This window comes from Streptomyces colonosanans (genome assembly GCF_001866645.1).
GTDB lineage: Bacteria > Actinomycetota > Actinomycetes > Streptomycetales > Streptomycetaceae > Streptomyces > Streptomyces colonosanans.
Map to the genome: position 1 here is coordinate 16,611 of NZ_MLYP01000070.1, position 15,435 is coordinate 32,045.

Annotated in this window: 9 protein-coding genes; 6 read left to right on the forward strand and 3 right to left on the reverse strand. The window is 69.6% G+C overall.

Annotation, left to right across the window (positions count from 1 at the left end):
- Nucleotides 1-32 precede the first annotated feature (32 nt).
- Nucleotides 33-2,840, forward strand: coding sequence for a preprotein translocase subunit SecA (gene secA, locus BIV24_RS25375; protein WP_071368758.1), 2,808 nt, complete (start codon nt 33-35; stop codon nt 2,838-2,840).
- Nucleotides 2,841-3,005: 165 nt separating this feature from the next.
- Here secA and BIV24_RS25380 read toward each other — a convergent pair whose 3' ends face one another.
- Nucleotides 3,006-3,665, reverse strand: a complete 660-nt coding sequence (locus tag BIV24_RS25380) for an Rv3235 family protein (protein ID WP_071368759.1) — start codon at nt 3,663-3,665, stop codon at nt 3,006-3,008.
- Between the two features lie 341 nt (nt 3,666-4,006).
- Between BIV24_RS25380 and BIV24_RS25385 the strand changes: the two genes are divergently transcribed.
- Together BIV24_RS25385 and BIV24_RS25390 are read left to right on the forward strand one after the other, a co-directional pair.
- On the forward strand, nt 4,007-4,522 hold the full coding sequence (locus BIV24_RS25385; RefSeq protein WP_071368760.1) for a DUF6912 family protein: 516 nt from the start codon (nt 4,007-4,009) through the stop codon (nt 4,520-4,522).
- Between the two features lie 59 nt (nt 4,523-4,581).
- Nucleotides 4,582-5,247, forward strand: coding sequence for an HAD family hydrolase (locus BIV24_RS25390; RefSeq protein WP_071368761.1), 666 nt, complete (start codon nt 4,582-4,584; stop codon nt 5,245-5,247).
- A gap of 46 nt (nt 5,248-5,293) precedes the next feature.
- On the opposite strand, the gene BIV24_RS25395 is transcribed toward BIV24_RS25390, so the two are convergent.
- Entirely contained in the window at nt 5,294-5,860 is a 567-nt protein-coding gene (locus BIV24_RS25395; RefSeq protein WP_071368762.1) for a DJ-1/PfpI family protein, read from the reverse strand.
- A gap of 601 nt (nt 5,861-6,461) precedes the next feature.
- Here BIV24_RS25395 and BIV24_RS25400 point away from each other — a divergent pair.
- The 3 genes from BIV24_RS25400 to BIV24_RS25410 all read left to right on the forward strand — a co-directional run bounded on the left by BIV24_RS25400 (nt 6,462) and on the right by BIV24_RS25410 (nt 13,674).
- Complete coding sequence (locus BIV24_RS25400) at nt 6,462-11,387, forward strand: NAD-glutamate dehydrogenase (RefSeq protein ID WP_071368763.1); 4,926 nt, start codon at nt 6,462-6,464, stop codon at nt 11,385-11,387.
- 206 nt (nt 11,388-11,593) lie between these two features.
- Nucleotides 11,594-12,106: a GtrA family protein gene (locus tag BIV24_RS25405; RefSeq protein WP_245766943.1), complete on the forward strand. Its 513-nt coding sequence runs from the start codon at nt 11,594-11,596 to the stop codon at nt 12,104-12,106.
- Nucleotides 12,103-13,674: a hypothetical protein gene (locus tag BIV24_RS25410; RefSeq protein ID WP_245766944.1), complete on the forward strand. Its 1,572-nt coding sequence runs from the start codon at nt 12,103-12,105 to the stop codon at nt 13,672-13,674. The genes BIV24_RS25405 and BIV24_RS25410 overlap by 4 nt, the downstream gene beginning before the upstream one ends.
- A gap of 78 nt (nt 13,675-13,752) precedes the next feature.
- Here BIV24_RS25410 and BIV24_RS25415 read toward each other — a convergent pair whose 3' ends face one another.
- A complete protein-coding gene (locus BIV24_RS25415; RefSeq protein WP_071368764.1) occupies nt 13,753-15,414 on the reverse strand; it encodes a glycosyltransferase family 2 protein in 1,662 nt (553 codons plus the stop codon).
- Nucleotides 15,415-15,435 lie beyond the last annotated feature (21 nt).

Below are 15,435 nucleotides of genomic sequence, written 5' to 3' on the forward strand. Positions count from 1 at the left end.
CCCAGGCCCGACCGGCAAGGAGACAAACCCCCGTGTCCGTCCTCTCGAAGATCATGCGTGCAGGCGAAGGCAAGATCCTGCGCAAGCTGCACCGCATCGCGGACCAGGTCAACTCCATCGAAGAGGACTTCATCGGCCTCTCCGACGCCGAGCTGCGGGCCCTCACCGACGAGTACAAGCAGCGGTACGCCGATGGCGAGAGCCTCGACGACCTGCTGCCCGAGGCCTTCGCCACCGTGCGCGAGGCCGCCAAGCGCGCCCTCGGCCAGCGGCATTACGACGTGCAGCTGATGGGCGGGGCCGCGCTTCATCTCGGCTATGTCGCGGAGATGAAGACCGGTGAGGGCAAGACGCTCGTCGGCACCCTGCCCGCGTATCTGAACGCGCTGTCCGGTGACGGCGTCCACATCGTCACGGTCAATGACTACCTGGCCGAGCGCGACTCCGAGATGATGGGCCGCGTCCACAAGTTCCTGGGCCTGTCCGTCGGGTGCATCCTCGCCAACATGACCCCGGCCCAGCGCCGTGAGCAGTACGCCTGCGACATCACCTACGGCACGAACAACGAGTTCGGCTTCGACTACCTCCGCGACAACATGGCGTGGTCGAAGGACGAACTGGTCCAGCGCGGCCACAACTTCGCCATCGTCGACGAGGTCGACTCCATCCTCGTCGACGAGGCCCGTACGCCGCTGATCATCTCCGGCCCGGCTGACCAGGCCACCAAGTGGTACGGAGACTTCGCCAAGCTGGTCACGCGGCTGAAGAAGGGCGAGGCGGGCAACCCCCTCAAGGGCGTCGAGGAGACCGGCGACTACGAGGTCGACGAGAAGAAGCGCACGGTCGCCATCCACGAGTCCGGGGTCTCCAAGGTCGAGGACTGGCTGGGCATCGACAACCTGTACGAGTCGGTGAACACCCCGCTGGTGGGCTACCTGAACAACGCCATCAAGGCCAAGGAACTCTTCAAGAAGGACAAGGACTACGTCGTTCTCGACGGCGAGGTCATGATCGTCGACGAGCACACCGGCCGTATCCTCGCCGGCCGCCGCTACAACGAGGGCATGCACCAGGCGATCGAGGCGAAGGAAGGGGTGGACATCAAGGACGAGAACCAGACGCTCGCGACGATCACCCTGCAGAACTTCTTCCGCCTCTACAACAAGCTCTCCGGCATGACCGGTACGGCGATGACCGAGGCCGCCGAGTTCCACCAGATCTACAAGCTCGGCGTGGTCCCGATCCCGACCAACAAGCCGATGATCCGCAAGGACCAGTCGGACCTCATCTACCGCACCGAGGTCGCGAAGTTCGAGGCGGTCGTCGACGACATCGCCGAGAAGCACGACAAGGGTCAGCCGATCCTCGTCGGCACCACGTCGGTCGAGAAGTCCGAGTACCTGTCCCAGCAGCTGAGCAAGCGCGGCATCCAGCACGAGGTGCTGAACGCGAAGCAGCACGACCGCGAGGCCGTGATCGTCGCCCAGGCCGGCCGCAAGGGCGCCGTGACAGTGGCCACCAACATGGCGGGCCGTGGTACGGACATCAAGCTCGGCGGCAACCCCGAGGACCTCGCCGAGGCCGAGCTGCGTCAACGCGGACTCGACCCCGAGGAGCACATCGAGGAGTGGGCCGCGGCCCTGCCCGCCGCCTTGGAGAAGGCCGAGCGGGCGGTCAAGGCCGAGAAGGAGGAGGTCGAGGATCTGGGCGGCCTCTACGTCCTGGGTACCGAGCGGCACGAGTCGCGCCGTATCGACAACCAGCTGCGCGGTCGCTCAGGTCGTCAGGGCGACCCCGGTGAGTCCCGCTTCTACCTGTCCTTGGGCGACGACCTGATGCGCCTGTTCAAGGCCCAGATGGTCGAGCGCGTGATGTCGATGGCGAACGTCCCGGACGACGTGCCGATCGAGAACAAGATGGTCACGCGTGCGATCGCGTCCGCCCAGTCCCAGGTCGAGACGCAGAACTTCGAGACCCGGAAGAACGTCCTCAAGTACGACGAGGTCCTCAACCGGCAGCGCGAGGTCATCTACGGCGAACGGCGCCGCGTCCTGGAGGGCGAGGACCTGCACGAGCAGGTCCAGCACTTCATGGACGACACGATCGACGCGTACGTCGCCGCCGAGACCGCCGAGGGCTTTGCCGAGGAGTGGGACCTGGACCGGCTGTGGGGCGCGTTCAAGCAGCTCTACCCGGTGAAGGTCACCATCGAGGAGCTGGAGGACGCCGCCGGCGACCGGGCCGGGCTGACGGCCGAGTTCGTCGGCGAGTCCATCAAGGACGACATCCGCGAGCAGTACGAGCAGCGTGAGACGCAGCTCGGCTCCGAGATCATGCGCGAGCTGGAGCGCCGGGTCGTGCTGTCGGTCCTGGACCGCAAGTGGCGCGAGCACCTCTACGAGATGGACTACCTCCAGGAGGGCATCGGCCTGCGCGCGATGGCGCAGAAGGACCCGCTGGTCGAGTACCAGCGCGAGGGCTTCGACATGTTCACCGCGATGATGGAGGGCATCAAGGAGGAGTCCGTCGGCTATCTGTTCAACCTGGAGGTCCAGGTCGAGCAGCAGGTCGAGGAGGTCCCCGTCGAGGACGCGCAGCCGTCCCTGGAGAAGGAGGAGGCGGTGGCCGCGCAGGCGGCCCGCCCGGAGATCCGCGCCAAGGGACTCGATGCCCCGCAGCGGCGCGACCGGCTGCACTTCTCCGCACCGACCGTGGACGGCGAGGGCGGCATCGTCGAGGGTGACCTGCCCAGCGACGAACCGGTGCGCTCGGAGGCGGACGGCCTCACGCGCGCGGAGCGCCGCAAGCAGGCGAAGGGCGGGCGGCGCCGCAAGAAGTGACGGTGCCTCAGGCGCTGGAGCGGCCGGCCTTCGCCGGGCCGGCGGTACGGCGCTGACGCCGGCGGGCCCGCCGCACAGTGGCCCGCTGCGTTCCGGCGGCACGGTCGTGTGAGGGGCCGGGCACCTCAGGGTGTCCGGCCCCTCAGCCGTTTCCTGTCGCCTGCGTCAGTCGTCGTCCGCGGGGGGCATACGCGATCCGCCCAGCTCCACCGCCGTGCAGCGCCAGCGGTGGTCCAGGCCGCACTCGAGGCGGAACGCCATCGCGCGCAACTGGTCGCCCGCGCCGATACGGGCGAAGGCCTCGATGGCGCCCGGCCGCGGGACGTAGTAGCCGATGTCGCGGACGACCGGGCGGGCGGTGCCGCGGGTACGCAGCGGGCCGCGGCGGGCAAGCCAGGCCAGCTCGTCGTAGGCCCGGCCGACCGTGTGGCGGAGCATGCTGTGGACCGGCCGCTGCCCGCTCAGCACGGACAGGAGACGGTCGGCGAAGACATCGGTGGGGCGGACATGCGGGACGGGCCTGAGCGGCGCGCCGACGACGGCCTGCCCAGGCGATCCGCCCGCGACGGCCGGTGTGTGTGGCGACGGCGCGCCCGCTGCCGTGCGGGAGGGGCGTTCCCCTGCCGCCGTGGGCGACGTGCCCGCGCCGGGCAGCACTCTGGACGCGCCTGGGCCCGGTGTCGTCCGGGACGTGCTCTGGTCCGGCGTCGTGCGGGTACGGCGGGGCGTACCGCCCGGGCGGCGGGTGTCGTGGCGGACCGGTGGGCGGGTGCCTGGGCGCTCGGCCCTCGTCATTGCCCCGTTCCTCGTCATCACCTTGTGCATAGGGATCCCCGTTCGCGATACCGGTCGATACCGGTCGGTAACTTCTCGGTGGGGATCTTGTACGGGGTGGGGGACCCGGCCTGCAAGGAAGCCGGGCGCGTGCCGGAGTGGCCGGAGGTTCACCTATCAGAGTGAAGAGCAGGGCGGGAATCCCTGCGGCAGACAGAGTGGACCGGGTGAACCCCAGTCATCCCGGTTGACGTTGTGGACGGGTGCCGCCGGGACCCGAAAGGGGGCACCGCACGTATCCTGGGGTGACTCGCCGGAGGCGCGGGATCGAATTCCGCGGGGCCCGTCACGGGCGGTCCGGCCGCCCTTACCGACTACGAAAGCGGCTCGTCATGCGCGTCTACGTACCCCTGACCCTCTCCGGTCTCGCCGATGCGCACAAGACGGGTGAGCTGGGGGCGGGACAGGTCACCGCGTACGCCGTCACGCCCGCCCTGCGTGAGTGGTACCTCTCCGACGACATCGAGGAGCTGGAGTACGCGGCGCTGAACCGCGCCGCGCTGGCCTCTCTGCGGCTGCTGGCGGGCGATCCGGGCGCGCCGCGGCGGCGGGTCGTCGTCGCGGTCGACGTACCGGACGGGGCGGCGGCGTTCGATCCCGACCGGGGCCTCGACCCGGCGGCGCTCGGCGAGGTGCGTGTCGCCGGAGCCGTGACGCTGGCCAAGGCGGCCGCGGTGCACGTCGACGCGGGTGACGCGGAGGCGGACGTGGCCGCGGCGGCCCAGGCACTCCAGGCCGCGGACCGCGGCGACGACGACGCGCAGTTCGTCGTGGACGGCGCCGAGGACCACGAGCTGCTGTGGTACGCGACGCAGGAGATCCCGAACCTGCTCGGTCTCGGGGACTGACCACCCGCCCGCTGCCGGCGCACCGGTGAATGTCAGTGCGACCGGGTACGTTTTCCGGCATGGGGACGTACGGAAGCGCGCACATCGTCTGGGACTGGAACGGGACGCTGTTCCACGACAATGACGCGATCATCGGGGCGACGAACGCCGCGTTCGCCGAGCTGGGCCTGGAGCCGATCACCCTGGAGCGTTACCGGGCGCTGTACTGCGTACCGGTGCCGAAGTTCTACGAGCGGCTGATGGGGCGGATGCCGACGGACGCCGAGTGGCTGGTCATGGACGAGACCTTCCACCGGTACTACGCCCAGCACCGGCTCGGCTGCGGGCTCACCGAGGGCGCGGCGGAGCTGCTCGCGGGGTGGCGGTCGGCGGGCCGCAGCCAGTCGCTCCTGAGCATGTACGGGCACAACGATCTCGTTCCGCTGGTCCAGGGGTTCGGGATCGAGGCGCACTTCCTGCGAGTGGAGGGCCGGACCGGCCCCTCGGGCGGCAGCAAGGCCGAGCACATGGTCCGGCACATACGGGCACTCGGCGGCGTCGACCCGACGCGCACGGTGGTGATCGGGGACGCCGCGGACGACGCGGTAGCCGCCCGGCACGTCGGGGCGCGGGCCGTTCTCTACACCGGTGGCTCCCACAGCCGCGCCAGCCTCGAGGAGGTCGGCGTGCCGGTGGTCGACACACTGCAGGAGGCGGTCGCGGAGGCCGAGCGGCTGGGGGCGTGAACGGGTGCGGCGCTCCCGGGAGCGCCGCACCGTGACGGACGCCGGTTCAGGTCACGGGCGCCTTTGCCCGCAGGATCGTCAGGAACTCGCGCATCCAGCGGGAGTGGTCCGGCCAGGCACGGGACGAGACGAGGGTGCCGTCGACCACCGCCTCGGCGTCCTGGAAGGCGGCACCGGCCGCCTGCATGTCCAGCTCCAGGGCCGGATAGGCGGTGACGCGCCGCCCGCGGAGGGCGTCGACCGCGGCGGTGAGCAACGGGCCGTGGCAGATCTGGGCGACCGGTTTGTCCGTGTCGAAGAACGATTTGAGGATCTTGCGGAGTTCGGGATCGTTGCGGAGGTACTCCGGGGCGCGCCCGCCGGGGATCACCAGGGCGACGTACTCTCCGGGGTCGACCTCGCTGAAGGCGAGGTCGGCGGGCCAGGTGTAGCCGGGTTTCTCGGTGTAGGTGTCGAAGCCGGGTTCGAAGTCGTGGACGACGAAGCGGAGCTTCTTGCGGGTGGGGGCCGCGATGTGGACGTCGTACCCCTCCTCGCGCAGGCGCTGGTAGGGGTACAGGACCTCCAGTGATTCCGCCGCGTCGCCGGTGACGATCAGGATCTTCCGCGTCATGTTCGCCGTGCTCCCCTCGGTCGTGAGGACACCTGCGGTGGGTTCTCTTCCCCGGCAACGTGCCTTTGCGGAGGCGTTCTGCCAAGGGCCGCCGCCGTGCGACGCCGTACCACCATGCTCGCACCGCGTGCCCTGCACGGCACCGCCCCCTATACCCCTGTGCAGAACGTCAAATTTCGCCCCCCGGTTTTGTACACATACGGCTCATGACGTTCCCCCCGTCGAGAGCGATAGCCTTGTGGCGTGATCAGCGCGATACGTCGCGGGGACGCTGTCGTCCCTGCCCTGCGCCCGGTGAGCACGGACGACATCCGTGACCGGGCGGCGGTCGCTGGTCTTCACAGACGGGGTCGGCCGGAAAGGGCGCCGCAGGCGCCCGGCAGGGCAACCGGGGCGCCCGGGACGCGGGAGGCGCACCATGCGCCGAGAGCAATGTCACAGCCGCCTGAGGTGCCGGAAATGGCCGATAAACCCCCGCCTGCCTCTCCATGCGGCATAACGTCGAATCAGACCGGACACACCGCGTCTCGGCGTTACGTCGGAGAAGAGCCCGTATTTCCTTCTACGTCACGCAACGGCGCGCGACAGGAGCCAGAGGACAATGCAGACCAAGCTGGACGAAGCCAAGGCCGAGCTGCTCGAACGGGCCGCCCGGGTAGCTGAGAACAGCCCGGTCGGGGGGCACCTACCGACTGGGATGACGAGCGGGGGCACCCCGGACCGGGACGCCGTGCTCGCGTTCCTCCAGCGCTACTACCTGCACACCGCCCCGGAAGACATGGGCGGCAACGACCCCGTGGACGTGTTCGGTACCGCGTTCTCGCACTACAGAATGGCCGAGACGCGCCCGCAGGGCACGGCCAACGTGCGGGTCCACACCCCGACCGTCGAGGAGAACGGCTGGACCTGCAGCCACTCCGTCGTCGAGGTCGTCACCGACGACATGCCGTTCCTGGTCGACTCCGTGACGAACGAGCTGTCGCGGCAGGGACGCGGTATCCACGTCGTCGTCCACCCCCAGTTCGTCGTCCGCCGCGACCTGACCGGCAAGCTCCTCGAGGTGCTGCCCACCGTGCCCGGCGGCGAGCTGCCGCACGACGCGCACATCGAGTCGTGGATCCACGTCGAGATCGACCGTGAGACCGACCGGGCCGACCTGAAGCAGATCACCGCCGATCTGCTGCGCGTCCTGTCCGACGTCCGAGAGGCCGTCGAGGACTGGGAGAAGATGCGGCAGGCGGCGCTGAGCGTCGCCGAGGGGCTCCCCGAGGAGTCCGTGCCCGGCGACCTGCCCAGGGCGGAGGTCGAGGAGGCCCGCGAGCTGCTGCGCTGGCTGGCCGCCGACCACTTCACCTTCCTCGGCTACCGCGAGTACGAGCTGCGTGACGACGACTCGCTGGCCGCCGTGCCCGGTACCGGGCTGGGCATACTGCGTTCCGACCCGCAACACGCCGGTGACGACAGCCACCCGGTGAGCCCCTCCTTCGAGCGGCTGCCGACCGACGCCCGTGCCAAGGCCCGCGAGCACAGGCTGCTGGTCCTCACCAAGGCCAACAGCCGAGCCACCGTGCACCGGCCGTCGTACCTCGACTACGTCGGCGTGAAGAAGTTCGACGAGCACGGCAACGTCGTCGGCGAGCGCCGCTTCCTGGGCCTGTTCTCGTCCGCGGCCTACACCGAGTCCGTGCGCCGTGTGCCGGTCGTCCGGCGCAAGGTCGCGGAGGTCCTCAAGGGCGCCGGGTTCTCGCCCAACAGCCACGACGGCCGCGACCTGCTCCAGATCCTGGAGACGTACCCCCGCGACGAGCTGTTCCAGACGTCGGCCGACGAGCTGCGTTCCATCGTCACCTCCGTCCTCTACCTGCAGGAACGCCGCCGCCTGCGGCTCTACCTGCGTCAGGACGAGTACGGGCGCTACTACTCGGCCCTCGTCTACCTGCCGCGTGACCGCTACACCACCGGCGTCCGGCTGCGGATCATCGACATCCTCAAGGAGGAGCTCGGCGGCATCAGCGTCGACTTCACGGCCTGGAACACCGAGTCGATCCTCTCCCGGCTGCACTTCGTGGTCCGCGTCCCCCAGGGCACCGAGCTGCCGCAGCTGTCCGACGCCGACAGGGAGCGCATCGAGGCGCGGCTCGTCGAGGCCGCCCGCTCCTGGGCCGACTCCTTCTCCGAGGCGCTGAACGCCGAACTCGGCGAGGAGCGCGCCGCCGAGCTGCTGCGCCGCTACGCGGGCGCCTTCCCGGAGGGCTACAAGGCCGACCACTCCCCGCGCGCCGCGGTCGCCGACCTCGTCCACCTGGAGCAGCTCACCGGCGAGAAGGGCAAGGACTTCGCTCTCAGCCTGTACGAGCCCGTGGGCGTCGGCCCCGGCGAGCGCCGCTTCAAGATCTACCGCAAGGGCGAGGCCGTCTCGCTCTCCGCCGTCCTGCCCGTGCTCAACCGGCTCGGCGTCGAGGTCGTCGACGAGCGCCCGTACGAGCTGCGCTGCTCGGACCGCGCGACCGCGTGGATCTACGACTTCGGTCTGCGCCTGCCCAAGTCTCTGACGGACCTCGGTGACGACGCCCGCGAGCGGTTCCAGGACGCCTTCGCCGCCACCTGGACCGGCCAGGCCGAGAACGACGGCTTCAACGCCCTCGTGCTGAGCGCCGGGCTCACCTGGCGGCAGGCGATGGTGCTGCGGGCGTACGCCAAGTACCTGCGCCAGGCCGGTTCGACCTTCAGCCAGGACTACATGGAGGACACCCTCCGCAACAACGTCCACACCACTCGGCTGCTGGTCTCGCTCTTCGAGGCGCGGATGTCGCCGGAGCGCCAGAGCGCCGGGCTGGAGCTGACCGACGCCCTCCTCGAGGAGCTGGACGCCGCGCTCGACCAGGTCGCCTCGCTCGACGAGGACCGGATCCTGCGCTCCTTCCTCACCGTCATCAAGGCGACCCTGCGCACCAACTTCTTCCAGAACGCGCGCGACGGCAAGCCGCACGACTACATCTCCATGAAGTTCGACCCGCAGGCCATCCCGGACCTGCCGGCGCCGCGTCCGGCGTACGAGATCTGGGTGTACTCGCCGCGTGTCGAGGGCGTGCACCTGCGCTTCGGCAAGGTCGCGCGAGGGGGTCTGCGCTGGTCCGACCGGCGTGAGGACTTCCGCACCGAGATCCTCGGCCTGGTCAAGGCGCAGATGGTGAAGAACACCGTCATCGTGCCGGTCGGGGCCAAGGGCGGGTTCGTCGCCAAGCAGCTGCCGGACCCGGCCGTGGACCGCGACGCGTGGCTCGCGGAGGGCGTGCGCAGCTACCGGACGTTCATCTCGGCGCTGCTCGACATCACCGACAACATGGTGGCCGGCGAGGTCGTGCCGCCCGCGGACGTGGTCCGGCACGACTCGGACGACACCTACCTGGTGGTCGCCGCCGACAAGGGCACGGCGAGGTTCTCGGACATCGCCAACGAGGTCGCCGGGACGTACAACTTCTGGCTGGGCGACGCCTTCGCCTCGGGCGGCTCGGCGGGCTACGACCACAAGGGGATGGGCATCACCGCCCGCGGCGCCTGGGAGTCCGTCAAGCGGCACTTCCGGGAGCTGGGCGTGAACACCCAGGCCGAGGATTTCACCGCGGTCGGCATCGGCGACATGTCCGGTGACGTGTTCGGTAACGGCATGCTGCTGTCCGAGCACATCCGCCTGGTCGCGGCCTTCGACCACCGGCACATCTTCATCGACCCGAACCCGGACGCGGCGACCTCGTACGCCGAGCGCCGGCGCCTGTTCGAGCTGCCGCGCTCCTCGTGGGCCGACTACAACACCGAGCTGCTGTCGGCGGGCGGCGGTGTGTTCCCCCGCAGCGCCAAGTCGGTCCCGATCAACGCGCACATCCGCGAGGTTCTCGGCATCGAGCGCGGCATCACCAAGATGACCCCGGCCGACCTGATGAAGGCGATCCTCCAGGCGCCGGTCGACCTGCTGTGGAACGGCGGCATCGGCACGTACGTCAAGTCCTCGGCGGAGTCGAACGCGGACGTCGGTGACAAGGCCAACGACTCCATCCGTGTCGACGGCAAGGACCTGCGGGTCAAGGTCGTCGGCGAGGGCGGCAACCTGGGCCTGACCCAGCTCGGCCGGATCGAGTGCGCCCAGCACGGCGGCAAGATCAACACCGACGCGATCGACAACAGCGCCGGTGTGGACACCTCCGACCACGAGGTGAACATCAAGATCCTGCTCAACGCGGTCGTGGCCAACGGCGATCTGACCGTCAAGCAGCGCAACAAGCTGCTCGCCGAGATGACCGACGAGGTCGGCGCCCTGGTGCTGCGCAACAACTACGCGCAGAACGTGGCGATCGCCAACGCCCTGTTCCAGTCGAAGGACATGCTGCACGCGCAGCAGCGCTTCCTCCGCCACCTGGTGCGCGAGGGCCACCTCGACCGGGCGCTGGAGTTCCTGCCCACCGACCGGCAGATCCGCGAGCGGCTGAACACCGGGCAGGGCCTGACCGGCCCGGAGACCGCCGTCCTGCTGGCTTACACGAAGATCACGGTCTCCCGGGAGCTGCTGGAGACGTCGCTGCCCGACGACCCGTACCTGCGCACCCTGCTGCACGAGTACTTCCCGACGGCGCTGCGCAAGAAGTACTCCGACCAGATCGACCACCACGCTCTGAGCCGTGAGATCGTGACGACCCTCCTGGTCAACGACACGGTCAACACGGGCGGTACAAGCTTCCTGCACCGCATGCGCGAGGAGACGGGTGCGTCGCTGGAGGAGATCGTGAGGGCGCAGACGGCGTCCCGCGCGATCTTCCACTCCAGCACGGTGTGGGACGCGGTCGAGGCTCTCGACAACGAGGTCGACGCCGACGTCCAGACCCGTATCCGCCTGCACTCGCGCCGTCTGGTGGAGCGCGGCACGCGCTGGCTGCTCAACAACCGGCCGCAGCCGCTGGAGCTGTCCACGACGATCGAGTTCTTCCAGGACCGCGTCGAGCAGGTTTGGAGCGAGCTGCCGAAGCTGCTGCGCGGCGTGGATCTGGAGTGGTGGCAGAAGATCTACGACGAGATGACGGGCGCCGGCGTCCCGGACGAACTCGCCACGCGGGTGGCCGGGTTCTCCTCCGCGTTCCCCGCGCTCGACATCGTGTCGGTGGCCGACCGCCTGGGCAAGGACCCGATGGCCGTCGCCGAGCTCTACTACGACCTCGCCGACCGGCTGCGGATCACCCAGCTCATGGACCGCATCATCGAACTGCCGCGCAACGACCGCTGGCAGTCGATGGCCCGCGCGTCCATCCGCGAGGACCTGTACGCGGCTCACGCGGGCCTGACGGCAGAGATCCTGTCGGTGGGCAATGGTGCCTCCAGCCCCGAACAGCGCTTCAAGGCCTGGGAGGAGAAGAACGCGGCGATCCTGAGCCGGGCGCGCACCACCCTGGACGAGATCTCGAGTTCGGACTCCTTCGACCTCGCGAACCTGTCGGTCGCGATGCGCACGATGCGGACGCTGCTGCGGACGCACGGCTAGATCCCGTACGACGACGGGGGCGCTCCATGGTGATGGGGCGCCCCCGTTCGCGTACCCGGGCATTGTTCTCCTGCTCACGCGTCTCTGCGGGCTTTCTTGCCAATACCTAGGGAAATTCCAGCCGTGAATTTACCCTTTCCTGTTAAACGGGATATTTGGAATTAGGTTTGGCCTGATCGCCGAATGAGTGTGGAGGACCCGTACCCGTGAGCGTGAACCTCTCCGAGCAGCGGCCCAGGGTCGCTCACCCGGCTGTGGAGACCGTTGTCCCCTCTCCCGCTCCGGCGTTCGGCCGGATCCGGCGACTCGCGGTCGAGCTGGCCAAGTTCGGGGTCGTCGGCGGCAGCGGTGTCGCGGTGAACTTCGTTGCCTTCAACGCGCTGCTGCACGGCTTGAAGTGGGCGCCGATGACGGCGACCGTGCTCGCCAGCATCATCGCGATGGGCACCAACTACCTCGGTTTCCGTTTCTTCGCCTACCACGACCGCGCCCCGCGCACCCGGCAGCAGATCGCGCTGTTCTTCGTGTTCAGCGGCCTGGGCGTGGTGATGGAGAGCGCGCTGTTCTACGTCGGCTACCACGGCCTGGGCATGAACGGGCCGTTCGGCTCCAACCTGGCCAAGGCGCAGTCGATCGCCCTCGCCTCGATCTTCCGCTTCCTGGTGTACCGGACGTGGGTGTTCCAGCACGAGGCGAATCAGGGTGCTGACGCGCGATGAGGGTGCTGGCGGAGGGAACCGGCGGGCCACCGGAGGCCGAAGAGAGCGGGGGCCGGCTCAAGGAGCCCGGGGGGTCGGCCGGGACGCCGCGCGCAATCGCCGGCATAGCCCTGTGGGCAGTGGCGGCGCTGCTCGTCGTACTGCTGCTGCTCGTCATCGTCAGGCTGCCCTGGATCGGCGATCTGGGGATGCATGCGGCGACCGTGGAACGGTTGCGTCACCGGCTGCTGGATCCCGGCAATCCGCTGGTCGACGAGAACACCCCGAGCCCGTACTACTCCCCGTGGACCGTCTTCCTCGGCGTCCTCGCCCGCGTCACCGGGCTGTCCGTCTGGGTCGTGCTGCGCATCGGTGCGCTGATCAGTCTGACGCTGCTGGTGACGGGTGTGTGGCGATATGTGCGGACGCTGAGCGCCCACCGCCTCGCGCCCCCGCTCGCCCTGCTGTGCGTGGTGTTCCTGTGGGGCACGCAGGTCTTCAACTGGAGCGGCTTCATCGGGCTCAACTCGCTGGCGCTGACGGTGGCCTATCCGAGCGTGTTCGCGCTGGGGCTGGCCTTCCACTTCTGGGCGCTGCTGGCGCGGGCGCTGAAGGACGGGCCCGCCGACAGGTGGTCCGGGTGGGCCGCCTTCCTGGGGCTCGGTGCGGTGTGGGCGGTGGTCCTGCTCAGCCATCAGTTCACCGGGGTGGTGGCGACGCTGGGTGCGCTGGCGACGGTGGTCGGTGCGCGGGCGGGGTGGTGGGTCTGGCCGCGGCTCGGGGCCGGGGTCGTGCTCGGGGTGGTCGTGCTCGCGCTGTGGCCGTACTACGACTTCTTCGCGCTGCTGCGCGTGGGAGGCCTCGAAGCGATCCACCGGCCGTTGTACATGGACCTGTTCGCGCGGTTCTGGCTTGTGCTGGCCGGTGTGGTGGCGCTCGGCATGCGGGGGTGGCGCGACCGGCGGGATCCTCTGATGGTGTTCTTCCTGCTCGGGGCGCTGGTGTTCGCGGCCGGCGGGCTGAGTGGGCACTACTCGTGGGGGCGGGCGCTGCCGGCGGCGCTGATCCCGGCGCAGGTCGCGGCGGCCGTGGAGGTGGCCGGGGCGGCGCGCGGGGTGCTGCGGAACATGGGGGCCGTGGTGCTGGCCGGGGCGCTGGCCGTGGGGGCATGGGCGCAGGCGGGGGCCGTCGGGTACGCGGTGGGACGGAGCGCATTGCCCGGGGCGGTTGCGGCGAAGTACCGGGCGCCATGGGTGGGGTACCACTGGATCACGCCGTGGGTGCGGTACGGGGATGTGGTGATGGCCAGGACGATGACCGCGCGGCAGATTCCGGCGTACGGGGCGTACACCGTGGCACCGGGGTACCCGGACTTCTTCCTGCCCGATGCGGGGAGGCGGGAGACGGCGGTGCGGACGTACTTCGCGGCCGGGACGTCGCGGGACGCGCGTCTTGGCGTACTGCGGGCGTACGGGGTGCGGTGGGTGGTGCAGTGGCCGTCGGACGGCGGGTTGCCGGCCGGGGACCGGGCGTTGCGGCGGGTGGCTTCGGGGCCGAGGGGGCAGGTGCTGTACGAGGTGGTGCGCTGAGGGGCGCCCCCTTGCCCCTGTCCAGGAGCTCCGCCCCCTCGACCTCGGTTCAGGCTGAAGTGGGGGGCGGAGCGCGGGTCAGCGTAGGGCGCTGCGGACCAGGCGGGCCGCCTGGCGTACCCGCGGGCCCGCCACCTTGAGGACCACCGGACGCACCCGGGTCGTGACGCCCACCGGGCGCCAGCGGATCTGGACACGTCCCGGTACCTTGCCCTCCGGTTCCATCGTCACCTGGTGCGGCAGTGTGCCCACACGGGTCGCCGTGACGGTCGGGAAGGCCAGGGGGGCCAGCAGGACACCCGAATTGGTCAGGCCCTGGTGGTTCAGCTCCAGCACCGGGTGACGGATGCCGTCGAAGCCGTGCACGGGGAGCCGTGCCGCCGCCAGGTCCACCCGGACCTGGCCCTCGAAGAGCCCGGGACGGACCGGGTCGAGGCGGAAAGCCGTCACCAGGCGGCGTCGGCCGGGCTTTATCACGACGCTCGCCCGTTGCGGACCCACGGGCAGGCGCAGGCCCGGGTCGTAGGTGCGGATGGAGAGGTCGACACAGGCTCCCGGACCCGGCGTCACGGACGTGATCTCGTGACGGAACCGCGTACTCGGGAAGGGGCGGTCTTCCAACTCCAGGTCGGTGACGTCCAGTTCGCGGCGAGCCCAGGACGAGGACGGAATCTGCGTGCCCCAGTACGTCACGCCCGACCCGTCCGTCACCGTCTCGCGTGGAGCCACCTCCGGCCCCAGCCCCCGCGCCGCCGACTGGGCCTCCGCCAGCCGTCGTTCGCGCACCAGCTGGATCACCACCCGTTCCGTGCGCGACAGTCGCGCGAACGCCTCCGGGGCCAGCGTCTCCAGATACGGCGTGACCAGGTCGGCGAAACCGGCCAGCCACTCCTCGTCGCGGTAGGGCAGATCACCCGCGTACATGCGGAAGTCGTGCTTGAGGAACTTGTAGTCCTTGTCCGGCCGGAGCCCTTCGTGGCCGCTGTCGGTCAGGAACTCGTCTATCAGGGTCTGCACGTGGATGCGGTCACGGACGTTCGTGAGCTTGTGCCGCTGGTTGGAGATCGACGCCGACTCCGCCGCTGCGAACGGCGCTATGTACCACCGGTACACCGGCTCCGGAACGACCGTGAAGGAACGCGCCAGACAATACGCCTGTGCCGAGAACAGCTGGTCCTCGTAGTGGATCCCCTCGGGGAAGCGCAGCCCGTGCCGGTCCAGGAACTCCCGCTGGTACATCTTGCTCGTCGACAGGTGCTCGAAGAGCAGGCCCGGCTCCGACTCGATGCCCTCGACCGTGCGCCGCTCGGTGACCAGGTCCCGCATCCAGGTCGAGCGACGGCCCGTGTCGACCCGGATCCGCTCCACCGCGCCCATGGCGAAGTCGATGTCGCGTTCACGGTGCGCGGCCAGTAGCAACTCGACGGCGTTCGAGGGAAGTTCGTCATCGCTGTCCAGGAACATCAGATACGGCGCCCGCGCGATCTCCAGCGCCCGGTTGCGCGGGGCGCTGCAGCCGCCGCTGTTCTCCGGCAGGCGCAGATAGCGCACGCGCGGGTCCTGGGCGGCCAGTCTGCGTGCCACCGACGGGGTGTCGTCCGTCGAGTGGTCGTCGCTGATGATCACCTCGATGTTCGTGTGTGTCTGCCGCAGCAGTGAGGCCACAGCGCGCGGCAGGCGTTCCGCGTCGTTGTACACGATGACCGTGATGGTCACATCGGGGCTCGTGGGCGTGGTCATCGGAAACTCCTTGCGTGGAAA